The organism is Sphingopyxis sp. QXT-31, from assembly GCF_001984035.1.
Taxonomy (GTDB): domain Bacteria; phylum Pseudomonadota; class Alphaproteobacteria; order Sphingomonadales; family Sphingomonadaceae; genus Sphingopyxis.
On sequence record NZ_CP019449.1, the window covers coordinates 2720334 to 2737808 of the forward strand.

General features: G+C 69.7%; 13 protein-coding genes. 4 read left to right on the forward strand and 9 right to left on the reverse strand.

What is annotated here, in order from left to right:
- Positions 1–96 precede the first annotated feature (96 nt).
- Positions 97–744, reverse strand: a complete 648-nt coding sequence (locus tag BWQ93_RS13060) for a hypothetical protein (RefSeq protein ID WP_077030925.1) — start codon at positions 742–744, stop codon at positions 97–99.
- Positions 745–752: 8 nt separating this feature from the next.
- Complete coding sequence (locus BWQ93_RS13065) at positions 753–965, reverse strand: helix-turn-helix transcriptional regulator (protein WP_077030926.1); 213 nt, start codon at positions 963–965, stop codon at positions 753–755.
- Positions 966–1100: 135 nt separating this feature from the next.
- Here BWQ93_RS13065 and BWQ93_RS13070 point away from each other — a divergent pair, with 135 nt between their 5' ends.
- The 4 genes from BWQ93_RS13070 (at position 1101) to argJ (ending at position 5968) form a co-directional block, all read left to right on the forward strand.
- Positions 1101–1619 (forward strand): hypothetical protein, encoded by a 519-nt coding sequence (locus BWQ93_RS13070; protein ID WP_077030927.1) that lies wholly within the window; start codon positions 1101–1103, stop codon positions 1617–1619.
- 64 nt (positions 1620–1683) lie between these two features.
- Complete coding sequence (locus BWQ93_RS13075; RefSeq protein WP_077030928.1) at positions 1684–2994, forward strand: M20/M25/M40 family metallo-hydrolase; 1311 nt, start codon at positions 1684–1686, stop codon at positions 2992–2994.
- Between the two features lie 98 nt (positions 2995–3092).
- Positions 3093–4529 (forward strand): aldehyde dehydrogenase family protein, encoded by a 1437-nt coding sequence (locus BWQ93_RS13080; RefSeq protein ID WP_077030929.1) that lies wholly within the window; start codon positions 3093–3095, stop codon positions 4527–4529.
- A 212-nt stretch (positions 4530–4741) separates the two neighbouring features.
- The gene (gene argJ / locus BWQ93_RS13085; protein WP_198040388.1) at positions 4742–5968 is read left to right on the forward strand and encodes a bifunctional glutamate N-acetyltransferase/amino-acid acetyltransferase ArgJ; all 1227 of its coding nucleotides are present in this window, start codon (positions 4742–4744) and stop codon (positions 5966–5968) included.
- 110 nt (positions 5969–6078) lie between these two features.
- On the opposite strand, the gene trxA is transcribed toward argJ, so the two are convergent.
- The 7 genes from trxA to BWQ93_RS13120 form a co-directional block, all read right to left on the reverse strand.
- Positions 6079–6399, reverse strand: a complete 321-nt coding sequence (gene trxA / locus BWQ93_RS13090) for a thioredoxin TrxA (protein WP_077030931.1) — start codon at positions 6397–6399, stop codon at positions 6079–6081.
- 63 nt (positions 6400–6462) lie between these two features.
- Positions 6463–9918, reverse strand: coding sequence for a double-strand break repair helicase AddA (gene addA / locus BWQ93_RS13095; RefSeq protein ID WP_077030932.1), 3456 nt, complete (start codon positions 9916–9918; stop codon positions 6463–6465).
- A complete protein-coding gene (addB, locus tag BWQ93_RS13100) occupies positions 9915–12926 on the reverse strand; it encodes a double-strand break repair protein AddB (RefSeq protein WP_077030933.1) in 3012 nt (1003 codons plus the stop codon). The genes addA and addB overlap by 4 nt, the downstream gene beginning before the upstream one ends.
- Positions 12919–13638 (reverse strand): nucleotidyltransferase family protein, encoded by a 720-nt coding sequence (locus tag BWQ93_RS13105; protein WP_077030934.1) that lies wholly within the window; start codon positions 13636–13638, stop codon positions 12919–12921. Before BWQ93_RS13105 ends, addB begins: the two co-directional genes overlap by 8 nt.
- On the reverse strand, positions 13635–14630 hold the full coding sequence (locus BWQ93_RS13110) for an aminoglycoside phosphotransferase family protein (protein WP_232314605.1): 996 nt from the start codon (positions 14628–14630) through the stop codon (positions 13635–13637). The genes BWQ93_RS13105 and BWQ93_RS13110 overlap by 4 nt, the downstream gene beginning before the upstream one ends.
- Positions 14615–15067 (reverse strand): tRNA (adenosine(37)-N6)-threonylcarbamoyltransferase complex ATPase subunit type 1 TsaE, encoded by a 453-nt coding sequence (gene tsaE, locus BWQ93_RS13115; protein WP_077030935.1) that lies wholly within the window; start codon positions 15065–15067, stop codon positions 14615–14617. Before tsaE ends, BWQ93_RS13110 begins: the two co-directional genes overlap by 16 nt.
- Positions 15064–17427: a sensor histidine kinase gene (locus tag BWQ93_RS13120; RefSeq protein WP_077030936.1), complete on the reverse strand. Its 2364-nt coding sequence runs from the start codon at positions 17425–17427 to the stop codon at positions 15064–15066. Before BWQ93_RS13120 ends, tsaE begins: the two co-directional genes overlap by 4 nt.
- Positions 17428–17475: the final 48 nt, after the last annotated feature.

A 17475-nucleotide genomic window follows, 5' to 3' on the forward strand; every position in this document is an offset into this window, starting at 1 on the left:
CCTCCACCACCCTGCGGGTGGTCCCCTCCCCACGGCTACGCCGCAGGGAGGATTAAGATGACGGAAAGCGCCCGAAAGCGGGCGTGTTCCACATAGCTAACGCACCATCATCCCACGCTTGGCGACCGCGACGAAGCTGCCCGCGATCAGCGAAATCGCGAGCACCGCGATCACGTCGAGCGGGCCGAGCGGCGCGTTCCAGCCGAGCGCGTCGAGCGCGGCCCAGGGCAACAGCACCGCACCCGCGATCAAAAACGCCCAGGACGCGCCCTCCAGCCCCAGCTGGCGGTCGAACTCGTCATAGGAGCGCATCCAGAAATAGGAAAGCAGGCTGACGGCCATCAGCACCGCGAGCGCCGCCAGCGCCACCCCCGGCGCAACGATCCCGGCGGCAAAGTCGGGCGTTCGCGCCAGCGCGAGCGACACCAAAGTCACCCCGATCCAGCCCATATAGAGCGCCGAGCTCAGCAGCTTCGGCCGGTCCTCGACCAGTTCCTCGGCATCGCCGACGTTGAGTAGCTTCGCCCCGGCGCGCGGCGCCGCGAGCCCGAAACCGACCATCGCGCCGACCAGCAGGAACACCAGCCCGATGCCGCCCAGCGCGATCCGCGACGGCCCCATCGCCGCCAGCAATCCCTCGCCGGCCGCCCAAAGCGCCAGCGATACCGTGCCCGCGCCCACCACGGCACCGATCAGCGAACTGACCCCGGCCTTCTTCCACTTGCGCTTGCGTTCGTCGGTCATGGCGGCACTCATCTTTCGTCCTCCGGCTTCCAGTCGTCGATAAACAGCTCGCGCACCTCGAGCCCGAACAGGCCGGCCATGCGCAGCGCGAGCGGCAGGCTGGGGTCATATTTGTCGGTCTCGACCGCGTTGATCGTCTGCCGCGAGACGCGCAGCCGGCGGGCCAATTCCCCCTGGCTCCACCCCGCCGCTTCGCGATATTCGCGCACCCGGTTCTCCAACCTTCGCTCCCTTGCCTGTCAAGAGCTCTTTACAGGCCGGTGACGGGACTGTCAAACACTCTTTACACCTCGCGCTTACCCTTTCGTAAGCCCCCGCCGCTATGACGACCGCGATCAACTCGGGGGATATGGGCGATGATCGGGAAATTGATGACGATCGCGGCGGCGCTGCTGCTCGCGGGCTGCGGTTCGGGCGTGAGCGAGCTGGTCAGCCAGACCAAGACCGTCGCGGCGCCGCGCGAAGAAGTGTTCGCAAAGATGTTTGGCGACGATCAGCAGACCGACCTGCCGCTCGTCACCAACGGCGGCTCGACGCGGCTCTATGAACTGGTGATCGAAAAGGACGATCCCGAATGGCCAGCCGCGGCGCCCAAGGAGCGCCCCGAGGCCTATAAGGTCAAATTCGCCGTCGCGATGGAAATCCCGCGCGAGACGCACATCATCTATAGCGTCGACGACGGCGCGCTGTCGACCGGGCTCAAATTCACCTTCGAGGAACTCGCGCCGGACAAGACGCGCGTCGCCTTCACCGTCGACGAGACGAGCGGTCACGACACCCAGGGGCTGACCGTCAACGAGCTCAAGATGCACGCGATCGCGCGCCAGGCGCTGGGCAAGCTCGACGATTTCGACGAGGTGAAGGAACCCGCCTGACGCGGGCTTGCGGCGCGCGGCATCGCGCGCCACTATGCGGGCTCCCCCTCAGGAGCCTATTTTCATGAAATCGTTGCCGCTTGCCGCCGCTCTTGCCGCCACGCTGATGCTCGCCCCCGCGGCGGAGGCCAAGCTATCGAAAGCCGAGGCGGCGATGGCGAAGACGGTGACCGCCGAACAGGAGCGCTCGATCGCGCTCCTTGAAAAGCTCGTCAACCAGAACAGCGGCTCGCTCAATCTCGCGGGTGTCGAAAAGGTCGGCGCGATGATGCGCGCCGAACTCGAGCCGCTCGGTTTCGAGGTGACATGGAAGCCGATGCCCGAGACGGGGCGCGCGGGTCACCTGATCGCGGTGCACAAGGGCAAGCCCGATACCAAGCGCCTCCTGCTCATCGCGCATCTCGACACGGTGTTCGAACCCGATTCGCCGTTCCAGACCTTCGTCCGCAAGGGCGATAAAGGCGAAGGCCCGGGCGCGGGCGACGACAAGGGCGGCATGGTCGTCATCGTCGCCGCGCTGCGCGCGATGCAGGCGGCGGGCACGCTGAAGGATGCGAATATCGAAATTCACATGACCGGCGACGAGGAAGATGCCGGCAATCCGATCGAGAAGGCGCGCGCCGACCTGATCGACGCGGGCAAGCGCAGCGACGTCGCGCTCGATTTCGAGGGGCTCGTCCGTGACAATGGCGCCGACATGGGATCGGTCGCGCGCCGCTCGTCGGACAGCTGGACCGTGACCGCGACGGGCAAGTCGGCGCACAGCTCGGGGATTTTCAGCGCCGCGGCGGGCGACGGCGCGATCTATGAATTGACGCGCATCATCCACCGCTTCCGCACCGAGCTGCCCGAACCGAACCTGACCTTCAACGTCGGGCTGATCGCGGGCGGGCAGCAGGCCGAGCTCGATGCGGGCGGCATTCGCGCCACCGCCAGCGGCAAGACCAATATCATCGCCCCCATCGCGATCGCGCGCGGCGACCTGCGCGCGCTGTCCCCCGAGCAGATCGAGCGGGTGAAGGCGAAGATGGCGGCGATCGTCGCCGAGCACGCCCCGCTGACCGACGCCAAACTGAGCTTCGACCCCGGCGGCTATCCCTCGATGGCGCCGACCGACGGCAACCGTGCGCTGCTCGCCAAGCTCAACGGCGTGAACCGCGACCTCGGGCTCGCCGAAATGGCGCCGCTCGATCCGCTGAAACGCGGGGCGGGCGACATCAGCTTCGTCGCCGCCGACGTCGACGGGCTCGCGGGGCTCGGACCCTATTCGACCGGCGATCATGCGCCGGGCGAGGCGGTCGACCTGCCGAGCATCGAACGGCAGGCGACGCGCGCCGCCATATTGATGTCACGTCTCGCGGCTGAAAAGCGCTGAGGCCGGCGAATATAACGCCCGGCCGCGCTTGATTCATTCGCCGCCATGATTAGGTAGCAATACGATACGTATCCGGAACCGCCGATGGGAGAGAGAAAATGAGCAGCTTCGAAACGCACCTGAAACAAAATTACATCGGCGGCCAGTGGGTCGACAGCCAGGGCGGCAAGGAACATCAGGTCATAAGCCCCTCGACCGAGGAAGCCGCGAGCACCATCGTGCTCGGCACCGCCGCCGATGTCGATGCTGCGGTCGCGGCGGCGAAAGAAGCGTTCAAGAGCTTCTCGCAGACCACGCGCGAAGAGCGGCTCGAGCTGCTCGGCCGCATCGTCGAGGAATATAAGAAGCGCATCCCCGACCTCGCCAAGTCGATGGCCGCCGAAATGGGCGCCCCGGTCAGCTTCGCCGCCGCCGCGCAGGCGCCCGCCGGGCTCGGCGGCTTCTTCGGCACGATCGCGGCGCTCAAGGACTTCCAGTTCACCGAACAGCATGGCGCGAACACCATCGTCTACGAACCGATCGGCGTGGTCGGCATGATCACCCCGTGGAACTGGCCGCTCAACCAAATCGCATTGAAGGTCGCCCCCGCGCTCGCCGGCGGCAATACGATGGTGCTGAAGCCCAGCGAAGAATGCCCCGGCAATGCGACGATCTTCGCCGAAATCCTCGACGCCGCGGGCGTGCCGCCGGGCGTGTTCAACCTGGTGCAGGGTGACGGCCCGACCGTCGGCAATGCGATCTCGTCGCACCCCGGCATCGAAATGGTGAGCTTCACCGGCTCGACCCGCGCGGGCATCCTCGTCGCCAAGGCCGCCGCCGATACCGTCAAGCGCGTCCATCAGGAACTCGGCGGCAAGTCGCCGAATATCGTGCTGCCCGGCGCCGACCTCGCGGCGGTGCTGCCCCCGACGGTGTCGGGCGTTCTCGTCAACACCGGCCAGAGCTGCATCGCCCCGACGCGCATCCTGGTCCAGAAGGACGAGGCGCAGGCCGCCGTTGGGGTCATCAAGGCGATGTTCGATGGCACGAGCGTCGGCGACCCGCTGAGCGAAGGCGCGCATATCGGCCCGGTGGTCAACAAGGCGCAGTTCGACAAGATCCAGGGCCTGATCCAGTCGGCGATCGACGAGGGCGCGACGCTGGAGACCGGCGGCACCGGCCTGCCCGCCAACGTCAACCGCGGCTATTATATCAGGCCGACCGTCTTCTCGGGCGTGACCCCCGACATGCGCATCGCCAAGGAAGAGGTGTTCGGCCCCGTCGCGACCGTGATGAGCTACGACACGCTCGACGAGGCGATCACCGTCGCCAACGACACCGAATATGGCCTGTCGGCGGTGATCTCGGGCGATCCCGCCGAGGCGGCGAAAGTGGCGCCGAAACTGCGCGCGGGCATGGTCGCGGTCAACAATTGGGGTCCCGCCCCCGGCGCGCCCTTCGGCGGTTACAAGGCGTCGGGCAATGGCCGCGAAGGCGGGCTGTTCGGGCTCAAGGACTTCATGGAGGTCAAAGCCATCAGCGGCATTCCGGCGTAAGCTGAAGATCCTCCCTGCGGCGAAGCCGTGGGGAGGGGGACCGCTCGCGAAGCGAGTGGTGGAGGGGCTGGCGACGCTGCGCAATAGCCCCTCCGTCAGACGCTACGCGACTGCCACCTCCCCATCGCTTCGCGACAGGGAGGATCGACGACCCCTCCCGTTTACGGGAGGGGTTTTGCTATCGGCCCATTGGGATTATGCGCACCCCCATCATGACCACCCGCTCCCCGCTCGCTCCCGACAGTTTCCCCGCGCTCCCCGCGATTCCCGGCGTCACGCTCCGCGTCGCGCGCGCGCGGTACAAGGAATGGGACCGCTGCGACCTGACCTATGTCGAGCTGACCCCCGGCACCGCGGTCGCGGGGGTGTTCACGCGCAACATCTGTTGCTCCTCGGAGGTCGAGCTCGGCCGCGAGCAGGTCAAGGACGGGTCGGCGCGTGCATTGATCGTCAACGCGGGCAACAGCAACGCCTTCACCGGCTATCGCGGCCGCGAGGCGGTCGAGCAGATCATGGATCAGGTCGCGGGCCACCTCGGCTGCGCCCCGACCGACGTCTTCGTCAGCTCGACCGGGGTCATCGGCGTACCCTTGCCCAAGGACAAGGCGCGCGCCGGGGTCGCGGCCGCGCTCACCGCCGCGCCCTGTTCATGGGAAGCGGCCGCCGAAACCACCGGCACCACCGACACCTTTGCCAAGGGATCGGCCGCGAGCGCGGTGATCGGCGATCGCACGGTGCAGATCGCGGGCATCGTCAAGGGATCGGGCATGATCGCCCCTGACATGGCGACGATGCTCGGCTATATCTTCACCGACGCCGCGGTCGCGCCCGCGCTGCTGCAGGAGATGCTCTCCGAAGCGACGGGCACCAGCTTCAACAGCATCACCGTCGACAGCGACACGTCCACAAGCGACACCGTGCTGCTCTTCGCCACCGGCCAGGCGGGCAATCCCGTGCTCGAATCATGGGACGACGCCGGCGCCGACGCGCTCTATGCGGCGATCCGTCAGGTCGCGCTCGACCTCGCGCAGCAGGTCGTGCGCGATGGCGAGGGCGCGTCGAAATTTATCGAGATTCAGATCAGCGGCGCGGTCGACGACCATAGCGCGAAACGCGTCGCGCTCGCGATCGCCAATTCGCCTTTGGTCAAGACCGCGATCGCGGGCGAGGATGCGAACTGGGGCCGCGTCGTGATGGCGGTGGGCAAGGCGGGCGAACCCGCCGACCGCGACCGCCTCGCGATCCGCTTCGGCGACCATTGGGTCGCCAAGCAGGGCCTGCCCGTCGACGGCTATGACGAAGCGCCCGTCGCGGCGCATCTCAAGGGGATGGAGGTGCGCATCGGCGCCGACCTCGGCCTCGGCGACGGCCGCGCGACCGTGTGGACCTGCGACCTGACGCACGGCTATATCAGCATCAACGCCGATTACCGGAGCTGAGGCGACCCACAACCGTCGCCCCCGCGAAGGCGGAGGCCGCTAGCGATTTACGCCGCAAGGCGGGATAAAGCCGAGAGCGGCCCCCGCCCTCGCGGGGGCGACCATACAGATCAGAGCGCGTTTTCCAGCCAGCCCTTGAGCGCGCTCTTGGGCGCGGCGCCGACCTTGGTCTCGGCGATCTCGCCATTCTTGAACAGGATCATCGTCGGGATGCCGCGCACGCCATATTTGCCCGGCGCGTCGGGGTTTTCGTCGATGTTGATCTTGGCGATCACCACCTTGCCAGCGAGCTCGTCCGAAATCTCCTCGAGCGCGGGGCCGATCATCTTGCACGGACCGCACCATTCGGCCCAGAAATCGACCAACACAGGTGTGTCGCTGTCGAGGACGTCGGCCTGGAAGCTCGCGTCGGTAATCGCTTTGGTACCCATGGAAGGTCTCCTAAAATTCTGCTTGGCTCCAAGCTAGGCAGTCGGCGCGTCCGGCTCAAGTCCTCAACCCGGCAAATTCGCCTTGGTTGCCAGCAAGCCCGGCTTGTGCGGCGCGAGCGCGGAATCGTCCAGCGCGACCCATTTCGGCCCCGCAGTATAGAGCAAAGCCGCATCGATCCGCCGCCCCGGAAAAATTACCGCCAGTGCGTCGCGATAGGCCGCCATCTGCCGCAGATAGGCCGGTGCGACATCGGCTGCGGTGTCGGGGACATGCCGCCCGGTCTTGTAATCGACCACCGTCACGGCATCATCCGTGACCAGCAGCCGATCGACGATCCCCGCCACCACCGCGCCTTCGACCACCGCCGACAACGGCACCTCGGCGAGCGACCCCGGTCCGAAGATCGCGGCATGCGCCGGGTCCTCGATCACCGCGAGCACCTCGTCGACCAGCGCGCCATGCGCCGCCGCGCCCAAGTCGGGCGCCTGCACCCCCAGCCAGTGCAGCGCCGCCGCGCGCCGCCGCGCAGGCGCCACCGGCGGCAGCCGCTCGAACAGCGCATGGAGCAGCAATCCGCGCGATACCGCGTCGGCGCGCGCGGTCCCCTGCGGCGGCACCGCGACATCGTCCGCGCCCAATGCCGACGGCGCGAGCGGGCGCGGCGGGCGCGCCTCCTCGGGAGCGGGCCGATGCGCCCAGTCGGGAACCGCAACCGGCGCCGCAACCGGCCCCTTCGCCTTCGCCGGGCGCGCCCATTTCTTCGGATGCGCCGCGTGGACGCGCTTCTGCCCCCAGCGCGGCCCGGCATCCTCCCAGCCGAGCCCCATATTCTCCATCACCGCATCGACCGCGCTATGCCAATTGTCGGCGGGCAGCTCGTCCGATTTTCGCGTGCCCGTGACGACCAGCAGTTCCTCGGCGCGCGTCATCGCGACATACAGCAGCCGCCAATGCTCCTGCAGTTCGGCGCGTGCCTTGGCATCATGCGCATCGGCGACCTTGCCGTGACGTTCCTCCTTGCCGAGCGCGAAGGCGGGCAATTTGTCCCAGCCGCTGAGCGACAGGTCGAAGCTCAGCCGCTTCGATGCCGGATCGTCGGTCGCATCGGCGAGGATGACGATCGGCGCCTGCAACCCCTTCGATCCGTGCACCGTCATCACGCGCACGACGTCGCTGCGCGCCTCGGTCTGGCGCTTGATGTCGGCGGTGCTCGCGTCGATCCGGGTCAGGAAACCGAGCAAGGACGGCACCTCCAATTGCTCGAAGGCCAGCGCCTGCGCGAGCAGTTCGTCGATCGGATCGCGCGCCTCGCGCCCCAGCCGCGCATAGAGTCTCCGCCGCCCGTCGATCGGCCCCGACAATATCCTGTCCAGAAAGCGGAAGGGCGTCGTGAAATCGGCCATGCCGAGCAGGTCGCGCAGCGCCGCCATGGTCTCAGCCGGCACCTCCTCCTCACGGTCGCGCAGCGCGCCCCACAGCGACGACGTCCGCGCATGGGCAAAGCCGAACAAGGCTTCCTGTGACCAGCCGAACAAGGGCGAGACGAGCAAAGCCGACAGGTTGAGGTCGTCGAGCGGCTGCACCGCAAAGCGCATCGCCGCGAGCAGATCCTGCACCGCGAGCGGCTGGGTCAGCGCGAAGCGGTCGACGCCCGCGACCGGCACATGGCGCGACTGCAATCGCGCAACGATCCGCGCCGCAAGATCGCGGCGCCGCCGCACGAGGATCAGCACGTCGCCCGGCGCGACGGGGCGCCCGTCCTTGCCGTTGGCGATCCAGTCCTGCACCTCGTCGGCGATCGCGCGCGACAGCCGCAGGCTCGCGGGATCGCTCGCGGCGGCGAGGCTGTCGGCGGCCGGCGCACCCTCGCCGTCCTCGCCCTCGGCCTCGACCGCATCCTCTTCCTCGACACCGTCGAGCGCCTTGCCCACCGGCAGCGGCTGCCACAATTCGACCCGCCCCGGATGCGTGCTCTTGAAAGGCAGCGGCTGTTGTTCACCGCTGTCGAGCCCCATCAATTCGGTTGCGCCTCCCGCGATCCATTGGTCCACCACGTCGAGTACGGCCGGGCTCGACCGGTAATTGGTCACCAGATCAACGCCCTTGAAAGGCCGTCCGCCCTCCGCCGCGCGCTCGCCGAAACGGATTCGCGCCGCCTCGAACGCCGCGGGCTCGGTGCCCTGGAAGCCGAAGATCGCCTGCTTGCGGTCGCCGACGGTGAACATCGTGCGGACGCGCTCGTCCTTCGCGCCCTGCCCGGCGAAAAATTCCTCGGCGAGCGAAAGCACGATCGCCCATTGCCGCGCATTGGTGTCCTGCGCCTCGTCGACCAAAATATGGTCGGTGCGCTGGTCGAGCTTGAAACGCACCCAGTCGCCAAAATCGCCGCGCCCAAGCAGGTGCAGCGCGATGCCGATCAGATCGTCGAAATCGGCGAGCCCGGCTGCGCGCTTGGCGAGCGCATAGGCCTCGGCAAAGTGGCTGCCCAGATCCCACGCGGCGGCAAGGTCGTCGGCGACCGCCATCGCCGCCGCGGTCGCGACCAGCGCATCGACCGCGCCGACGATGCGCGTCGCGGCGCCCAGGCAATCGTGCATCTTGCCCGTTTCCTTGACGAAATCGGCGCGCAACTCGCCGGTGCCGGTGACGAAGCAACTGCGCAGCGCCGCCAGCATCGCCCCGCGCCCGGCGGGGTCGGCGTGCAGCCACTCGCCCATCAGTTCGGCACGCGCATCGCCGGTCTTCGTCCCCCAGGCGCGCCCGCTCGAGGCGACCGCAGCGATATCGGTATCGGCGACCAGCCCGCGTTCGAGCGCCGCGATCTGGAAAGTCGCCGGATCGCCCTGCGGCAGACCGAGCGCGTCGCGCACGTCGCCCGCCTTGGGCGCGATGCGCGGCTGGTCGGCGCCGCCGAAACGCGCGGCGCAGCGCACGAGAAAGGCGATCGCCGCATCCTGCCCCATCCGCCGCGACAGCATCGCGGCGACGCTGCGCATGGCCTCGCCGTCGGCATCCTTCTGCCCGAGCAATTTGCCGAGCACCTCGCGCTGCAACGCGCTCGCCTCGCTGTCCTCCAGCGGACGGAAGCCCGGCAGGATTTTCGCTTCCAATGGAAAGCTCGCGAGCAGCGTCTGGCAAAAGCTGTGGATCGTCTGGACGCGGATCGCGCCGCCCGGGCTGTCGATCACGGTCGCGAACAGTGATCGCGCGCGGTCGATGATCCCCGGCAGCTCCCAGTCGGCGCCCAGCGCGCGCAGGTCGAGCCGCAGGTCGCCATCGTCCATCCGCACCCACAGCGCCAGCCGCTCGTGGATGCGGTGCGCCATTTCGGCCGCCCCCGCCTTGGTGAAGGTGATGCACAGGATCGCCTCGGGCGACACGCCGCCGAGCATCAGCCGCAACACGCGCGCCGACAGCACCTGCGTCTTGCCCGTGCCCGCCGACGCGCCGAGCCAGACATGGTCGTCGGGGTTCGCCGCGGCGCTCTGGCCGGGGTCGAGATCGAAGAGCCGCGTCATGCCGCGCCGCCGTCGTCGAGCGTGCCGCCGTCGCCGCGCCCGAACCATTCGTCGCGTCGCATCAGCTGGTCGAAGTCGGTATAACGCCGCCCGGCATCGCCCGGCACGAAGGGTTCCTGCCCGAGCAGGAAGCGCGCGCTGAGATCGGCAAGCGCCTTGGCGGCGCGCTCGACGGCTTCGTCGGCCGTCTTCAGCGCGCGCCGCCCGCCGTGCGTCGGCGACACCTTGCCCTCCTCGCCCTTCGCCCGGTCGCGCTTCAGGCTCCAATATTCGAGGGCTCCGACCGGTGCCGCGTCGAGCCCGTCGGCCTGTCCCGCTTCGGCGATCAGCCCGAGCAGCCCGAGCTGGTTGTCGAGCCCCGCCGCTGCCGCGGTGCCGGACGGCGCCGCGCCGCTCTTGTAATCGACGATCGCGAGGCTGCCGTCGGCGAGTTGGTCGATGCGGTCGGCCTTGCCGTGCAGCCGGATGCCATCGACGACCATCGCGCCCTTGACCTCGCTCGCCACCGGCCAGCGGGTCTTGCGCTCGGCCCAGACGCGCTCCGCCGCCCAGCGCAGCGAGGGAACGATGCGCGGCAGCCAGAAGGCGCGCGCCAGCGCGTCGAGCGCGGGATCCGCGGCGAGCGCCGTCAGCTCCTTCTCAAGCGCCGCCTCGGTCATCCCGGCGCGCTGCCAATCCTCAAGCAGCTTGTGAACGCGCGTGCCGAACCATTTGGCGTCGGGCCCCTGGCTCAGCGGGTCGAGCGCGCTCAGCCGCAGGATCTTCGTCGCGTAAAAGGCAAAGGGATCGCGCGCGAGCTGGTCGACCCCGGTGACGCTGATCGCATCGGGGCGGGCCTCCGGCGGCGGCACGACAGCAGGTCGCGGCGCGGGCGCCGGATCGCCCGGCGCCACATCGAGCAGCGCAGCCAGCGCCGTCACCACTTGCCCGCCGATTTGCGCCGCGGGCAATTCGCCCGCGAGCGCGCTCAGCCGCAACCAGAAGCGCGACGCGACCGCCGGGTCGCCGCCGCTGCGCAAAGCGCGCGTCACCACCACCTTGCTTGCCGCGAGCGCGCCGGCGAAATCATGCGCCGCCATGCCCTGCTGGCGTTCGGGCGCTGCGAGACCGAGCAGGCGGCGGATTCCCGGCGCGAGCCAGGGGTCGGGGCTCAGTGCCTGCGGCCAGCGCCCTTCGTCGAGCCCGCCGAGGATCATCACATCGGCGCGCTGCAACCGCGCCTCGAGCAGCCCCCAGATGAACAGCCGCGGATGCCCGCCATAGGGCGGCCGCACGCTCTCGCCGCCGAGCAGGTCGGCGAGCATCGCGGGGAAATCGTTCGGCGCGACGAGCGCCGGCCCGGCGCCCTTGGCCAGCGCCCAGCGGTCGAACAGGTCCGCGAGCTGCCGCCCCGCCGGCCCCGCCCACACCGCATCGCCGGTGAGCCAGCCGAGCGCCGCCTGCAGTGCTGCTAGCAGGCTCGTCGGCGGCACCGCCGCACCGGCGCTCAGCGGCGCAAGATGCGCGCCCAGACCCGCGACCAGCTCGCCCCACCAGTCGTGCAGCCCCGCCGCCGCGCCATGACCCGGCGCCTTGCTGTCGGTGGCGAATGTCGCGAGACGCACCGACACCCCGTCCCAGCCCGGCGTTAGCCCCGGCTCGCGCAGCAACAGGTCGAGCCGCCGGACCTGATCGAGCCAGGGCAGCCGCGCCTCGCCCTTGCGCACGAGCGGGTGGCTCAGCACGGTCAGCAGCCGCACCGGATCGAAACGCGCCGCCAATTCGGCGAGCCCCAGCAGCAAGGTGCCCGGCGGCAATTTCGCGAGCGGCCGCCCCGCACTGTCATCGACCGTTATGTCCCAGCGCGCCAGCGCGCTCGCGACACGCTCGGCCAGCGCGCGGTCGGGGGTGACCAGCGCTGCGGTACGTCCTGGGGTCTCGATCGCCGCGCGCATCATCAGCGCGATCCCCTGCGCCTCCTGCCCGTCGTCGGCGAAGACGGCGCCCGACAGCCCGGCGATCTCTGCCGAGAGGTCGGTCTTCTCCTGCCAGCGCGCAGTGTACGCAGCCGGCGCGAAGAGCAAGGACACGAAATCGGCGCGCGCGTCGGGGCCGTCGAAATCCGACACGCCCTCCCACATCTGCACCTCGCCGCGCGCAACGCCCATGCGGCCGAGCAGCAGCTTCAGATGATATTGCGGATGCGTTTCGAGTGGCCGCGCCACATTGTCGGGGTCGGCGGCGACCGGCCCCAGCGCCTCCCACTCTTCTTCCGCCATGCCGAGGTCGAGCCCCGGCAGCACGACCATGCCGCGCTCCATGTCGGCGACGGTGCGCAGCAGCCGCGTGATCGCGGGCGCCGCAGTGGTGATCCCCGCCGCGACCACGAAGCGCGCTGGCGGCGCGACACGCCAGCCCTGGCTCACCCGGTCGAGCAGGCGATTGCGCCGCTCGGCGCGGTCGATCATCCCCACGCGTTCGAGCTCGGCTGGCCAATGCTCGACGAGCAAACGCAGCCGCTCCCACGACGCCTGCCAATGCTGCGCGAGGTCGCCCAGCACCGCTTCGATCTCACCGAGCCGCGCGGGCGCGACCTCCTCATAATGGAGCTGGTCGATCACGCGCGCCAGCCCTTCGGCGAGCTGGAAGGCGGCCGCACCGGTGATCGCTTCCTCGCCGACGGGCTTGTGCTGCTCGATCAGCGCCGCGAGCATCAGCCGCCGCCGCAGCGGGTCGATCGCGGGCGGCAGGATTCCGCTCTCGTCGATCGGGTCGAGCGCCAGCGCGACCTCCTCGTCGAGGTCGGCGTCGCCGATCACCGCGAGCCGCGGCATCAGCAGGCCGTTCCCGCCCGCGCGCACGAACGCCGCCTGCACCGCGCTACGCGCCCGGTTGCTCGGCAGCAGGATCAGCCCTTCGGCGAGCCCCAGCCCCCCGTCGGCGAAGCGGGCGATCAGCCCGGCGGCGAGCGCGTCGGCAAAGGCCCGCTGGACCGGGATCGAGAAAATCGTGGGCTTGGCGTCAGCCATCCGTCAGCGCGGCTTCGGTCGGTGCGATGCTCGCCGGGGTGCCGACGTCGAACCACTGCCCCATGTGCGACAGGCCATAGAGCCGCCCCGCGGCGATCGCGCGGTCCCAGAAGATGTTCGTCGAAAAGGGCCCCTCGGGCGCGTCGACGAGCAGCCGCCGCGACACGAGCTGGACCCCGGTGTAGACGAAGGGCGCGATCCGCCCGGGCTTGCGGCGCGACAGGCGGCCGACCGGGTCCATGTGGAAATCGCCGCGCCCGCCGTGCCCCGTCGCGCTCGCCTGGCGGATCACCAGCAGCAGCGCGTCCATCCGCTCGCCGTCCCAGTGGCGCGCAAGCTGCTCGATGCTGTCCTGCGGCCCGTCGGTCCAGATATTGTCGCTGTTGACGATCAGGATCGGGTCGCCGGTGAGCTGCGGCAGTGCCTTCATCATGCCGCCGCCGGTTTCGAGCAGCAGGTCGCGCTCGTCCGAAATCGCGATGGTGAAGCTGCGCTTCTGCGCCGCGAGATGCGCCTCCAACGCGTCGGCGAGATAATGGACGTTGACCACGACATGGCCGACCCCCGCCGCCTCGATCCGGTCGAGGCTATGGTCGATCAGCGCCTTGCCCGCGACGCGCACCAGCGGCTTGGGGCGGGTGGCGGTGAGCGGGCGCATGCGTTTGCCGAGCCCGGCCGCCATGACCATCGCGCTTTCGATCTTCGCGGTCATGCTTTATATTCTTCCCACGCCGCCGCGCGCTTGTCGGCGGGCACATTCTCGTCGAACCACGCCTTCACCGCCGCGAGCGCGGGATGCGCGAGGTCGCGTTCGAGCAGCCCCCACATGCGCGGCTGGAACTGGCGGTATCCGGGCTTGCCGTCGCGCTTCCACAGCCGGACGAACACCCCCAGGATGCGCGTGTTGCGCTGCGCCGCGAGCGCCCAGTATGCGTCCTCGATATTACGGCCGGTCGCCCCCTGGTAGCGCGCAAGCATCGCCGCCTCGACCGCCGGGGTGACGTCGCGCCGCGCATCCTCGAGCACCGAGGCGAGGTCATAGGCGGGATGACCGACCAGCGCGTCCTGGAAATCGAGCAGGCCGTAGTGCTGGGCGCCCTCCTGGCCCTCGACCAGCATGATATTCTCGGCATGGAAATCGCGCAGCACGGTGACGCGCGGCAGCCCGTCGGTCTCGACCGGCAGCAGCGCCGCCTGCCACGCCGCGCGGAAGGCGTCGCGGTCGACCTCCAGTCCCAGCGCCGGGCAATACCAGTCGCTGAACAGCATCAGCTCGTCCAGCCACTGGTCGAGCCCGTGCACCGGCAGCCCGCCCATCGGCGGCCGGGCGTGGAGGTGGACCAGCAGGTCGGTGAGACCCGCGTAATATTCCCCTTCGCGGTGCAGCGCGGCGTCGACCGTCTCGCGCAACCGCACGTCGCCGAAATCCTCGATCAGCAGCATCCCGCGCTTGAGGTCGCGCGCGAAGATCGTCGGCGCGTTGAGCCCCTGGTCGCAGAGGAATTCGGCGACCGCGATGAAGGGCCGCGGATCTTCCTCGGGCGGCGGCGCGTCCATCAGCACCGCACGGCGATCGCCATCAACGACACGGAAATAGCGGCGGAAGGAGGCATCGCCCGCGAGCGGCAATATCTCGGCGCCGCCCCAGCCATGCGCGGCAAGGAAGGCGGGCGCATAAGCGGGCGGAATCATCGGAGCGGCCATCGGCTCCCCCAAGACGTCGGCACCGCGGCTGTCAAGACGCGCGCGTTGCCGCTCCCCGAAATCCGGATCGACAGCGCGCCGGGCCAACCATCGGCGCCCAGCCGCTCGGGCCATTCGATGAGCAACGCGCCGTCATAGAGATAGTCGTCGAGCCCCAGCTCGATCAGCTCCGCCTCGTCCTCGATCCGGTAGAGATCGACATGCGCGATGGGCAGGTCGACCTCGGGCGGCGCATAGGGCTGGACGATCGCAAAGGTCGGGCTCGGCGCCTCGCCGGCCAGCCCGCGCGCCTTCAGCATCGCGCGCGCCAGCGTCGTCTTGCCCGCGCCGAGATCGCCCGACAGCAGCACGACATCACCCGGCGCCAGCGCGGCGCCGATGGCCGCGCCAATGCGCTCGGCCTCGGCCAGCGTATAATCGCAGCGGTATTCGGTCATGCGCCGCGCGGCAGGCTCACGCGCACCAGCGTCCCCTGCCCCTTCTCGCTCATCACCTCCATCGTGCCGCGGTGCGCCGCGACCAGCTGGCGCGTAAGCGCGAGGCCGATGCCGCCGCTCTGCGTGCCCGCCTGCCGCCCCTTGGTCAGCGCGACGACCGCCTCGGGCAGGCCCGGACCGTTGTCCGACACGATGATGTCGATCCCCTTGGCATCGCCCTCCGCGTGGAGCAGCACGCGGCCGCCCTTCTTGCGGTTCGGCGCGGTGTAGCGCACCGCATTGTCGAGCAGCCCCGCGACGAGCCGCGACAGCCGCGCGGCGTCGCCCTGGATCGACCCCAGTCCCGCCGCAATATTGCCGACCAGCTCGACGCCCTGGCTCGCCGCAAAGGGCCCCGCCTCGTCGAGCGCGCGCTGAAGCAGGGTCGCAACGTCGACCGGCGCCAGCTCGACCGCGAGCATGCCCGCCTCGCCCTGTGCGAGGTCGAGGACATTGTCGATCTGGCGCGAGAGCACCGCGACCGAATCCATGATCGCGTCGACATAGACGCGCTGCTGATCGCCGAGCTTGCCGGCATAACCCGCCTGCAGCATCTCGCCGAAGCCGCCGATCGAGGTGAGCGGCGTGCGCAGCTCGTAACTCATCCGCGACAGGAAGGCGGTTTTCACCTTATCGGCCGCCTCCAGCGCTTCGTTGCGGTCGCGGAGCGCCGCCTCCATCTTCCGGTTGTCGCTGACGTCGAGCATGATCAGCAGCGCATTGCCGTCGGGCAGCGGGATCGCCGCGAAATCGAAATGGCGCCCGTCGCGGAAGAGGATTTCGCCCGCGCGCTGGGTGCGCTCCATCGTCGCAGCGCGGATCACCTCCTGCACGATGCTGATCTGGTTGGGCTTGGCGAGCCGGTCGGCGAGCCCGCCCATCAGCGCATCGACGCGCGGATGCGCCGCGAGCGTCGGCTCGTCGACGCCCCACAGGCGGCGGAAGCGCTGGTTCCACAGGTGCAGCTTGCCGTCGGGGGCGAACACCGCGATCGCCTCGAACAGATTGTCGAAGGTCGCGGTGCGTACGCGCAGCAGGGTATCGCGCGCGCCCGCCAGCTGGACCTGCTCGGTGCGGTCCTCGGCGATCAGCAGCAGCCCGCCGTCGGGGGTCGGCTGCGCCACGACGCGCAGATGCGTGCCGTCGCGCAGCAGCCAGTCTTCCTCATTGGCCTCGGCACTGGCGAACCAGTCGACATGCGCCTGCCGCCATTCGGGATAGTCGCGCACCTCGGGGATCCGTCCGGTCTCGCGCCACGCGTCGAGCAGCCGCGCGAGCGGCGGCGCCTCGGCCACCGCGTCATTGTCGAGCTCGAACATCCGGCGGAACGGCTGGTTGGCGAAGACAAGCGCCTGTTCGCCATCGAACTGCGCCACCGCCGCCGACAGCCGGTCGAGCAATTCGCGCTGGGTGTCGGCGAAGCGGCGGTGCGCGCCGCGCTCGCTCTCTAGTTCCTGCACGTCGATCGCATAGCCCGCGATGCCGATCGGCGGCCCGCCCGCGGGCGCCAGCGGGACGTCGACGACCCGCATGATGCGCCGCTCGCCGGCGATGGTGACGGGCACCGTGCGGAGCTGCGCGGCGCCCGCGACACGCGCCGCCTGTGCGGCCTCGGCGGCGCTGACCCCGGCGACGGGTTCGAGCAATTCGATCCCCTGCTCGATCACCGCCGCGGCGTTGGGCGCCTCGACCGCCTTGACATAAGCGAGGTTGACGAGCGCGAGGTCGAGCCGCGGATCGCGGAACCACATCGGGAAGGGCGCGACCTCGATCAGCCCCGACAAAGCGTCGAACGCGGCCATCGCTTCGTCGCGCTCGCGCTTCAGCGCGAATTGCGAGGCGAGGCTGTCGGTCGCATCGTCGAGCCACAGGAGGACGCTGCCCGCGCTGCCGATGGCAGTCGGCGCGGGGCCGCCATGGACGAGGATGGTGCGCGACCCGCCCTGCGGGCGCAGCGTCATGGTGAAGGGCTTGGCGCCGCGCTGCGCGCCGAGGATCGCCTGGCGCAAAGCCTCATGCTCGCTCGCCTCGATCCCTGCGCCGAGCCCGCGCAATTCGTCGAAGTTGCGCGGACCGCGTTCGAGCCCCAGCCAGCGGCCGAGCCGCTCGCTCGCCTCGATGCGCCAGTCGCCGCGCACGACGACGGGCAGATAGGGCGAGGCCTCGACCAGGCTCGCGAGCCGCTCGGTCTGCGCCGCGGCAAAGGCCGAGCGCCGCTGCATCGCCAGCCCGCGCCCCGCGGCCCAGATGCCGAGCATCAGCCACAGCGCCGCAAAGCCGCCGAGCGCGAAGGTCAGGGTCGGGGACAGCGTGCCGCTCATCCTCCGTCACGCTCCCGCATTTCCGCCGCCGACGCCCTTGCCATGCCC

Excerpts from the sequence above, each read along its gene's own strand:
- BWQ93_RS13060 (WP_077030925.1), bottom strand. The coding sequence starts at position 744 with ATGACCGACGAACGCAAGCGCAAGTGGAAGAAGGCCGGGGTCAGTTCG.
- BWQ93_RS13070 (WP_077030927.1), top strand. The coding sequence starts at position 1,101 with ATGATCGGGAAATTGATGACGATCGCGGCGGCGCTGCTGCTCGCGGGC.
- BWQ93_RS13075 (WP_077030928.1), top strand. The coding sequence starts at position 1,684 with ATGAAATCGTTGCCGCTTGCCGCCGCTCTTGCCGCCACGCTGATGCTC.
- BWQ93_RS13080 (WP_077030929.1), top strand. The coding sequence starts at position 3,093 with ATGAGCAGCTTCGAAACGCACCTGAAACAAAATTACATCGGCGGCCAG.
- argJ (WP_198040388.1), top strand. The coding sequence starts at position 4,742 with ATGACCACCCGCTCCCCGCTCGCTCCCGACAGTTTCCCCGCGCTCCCC.
- trxA (WP_077030931.1), bottom strand. The coding sequence starts at position 6,399 with ATGGGTACCAAAGCGATTACCGACGCGAGCTTCCAGGCCGACGTCCTC.
- addA (WP_077030932.1), bottom strand. The coding sequence starts at position 9,918 with ATGACGCGGCTCTTCGATCTCGACCCCGGCCAGAGCGCCGCGGCGAAC.
- addB (WP_077030933.1), bottom strand. The coding sequence starts at position 12,926 with ATGGCTGACGCCAAGCCCACGATTTTCTCGATCCCGGTCCAGCGGGCC.
- BWQ93_RS13105 (WP_077030934.1), bottom strand. The coding sequence starts at position 13,638 with ATGACCGCGAAGATCGAAAGCGCGATGGTCATGGCGGCCGGGCTCGGC.
- BWQ93_RS13110 (WP_232314605.1), bottom strand. The coding sequence starts at position 14,630 with ATGGCCGCTCCGATGATTCCGCCCGCTTATGCGCCCGCCTTCCTTGCC.
- tsaE (WP_077030935.1), bottom strand. The coding sequence starts at position 15,067 with ATGACCGAATACCGCTGCGATTATACGCTGGCCGAGGCCGAGCGCATT.
- BWQ93_RS13120 (WP_077030936.1), bottom strand. The coding sequence starts at position 17,427 with ATGAGCGGCACGCTGTCCCCGACCCTGACCTTCGCGCTCGGCGGCTTT.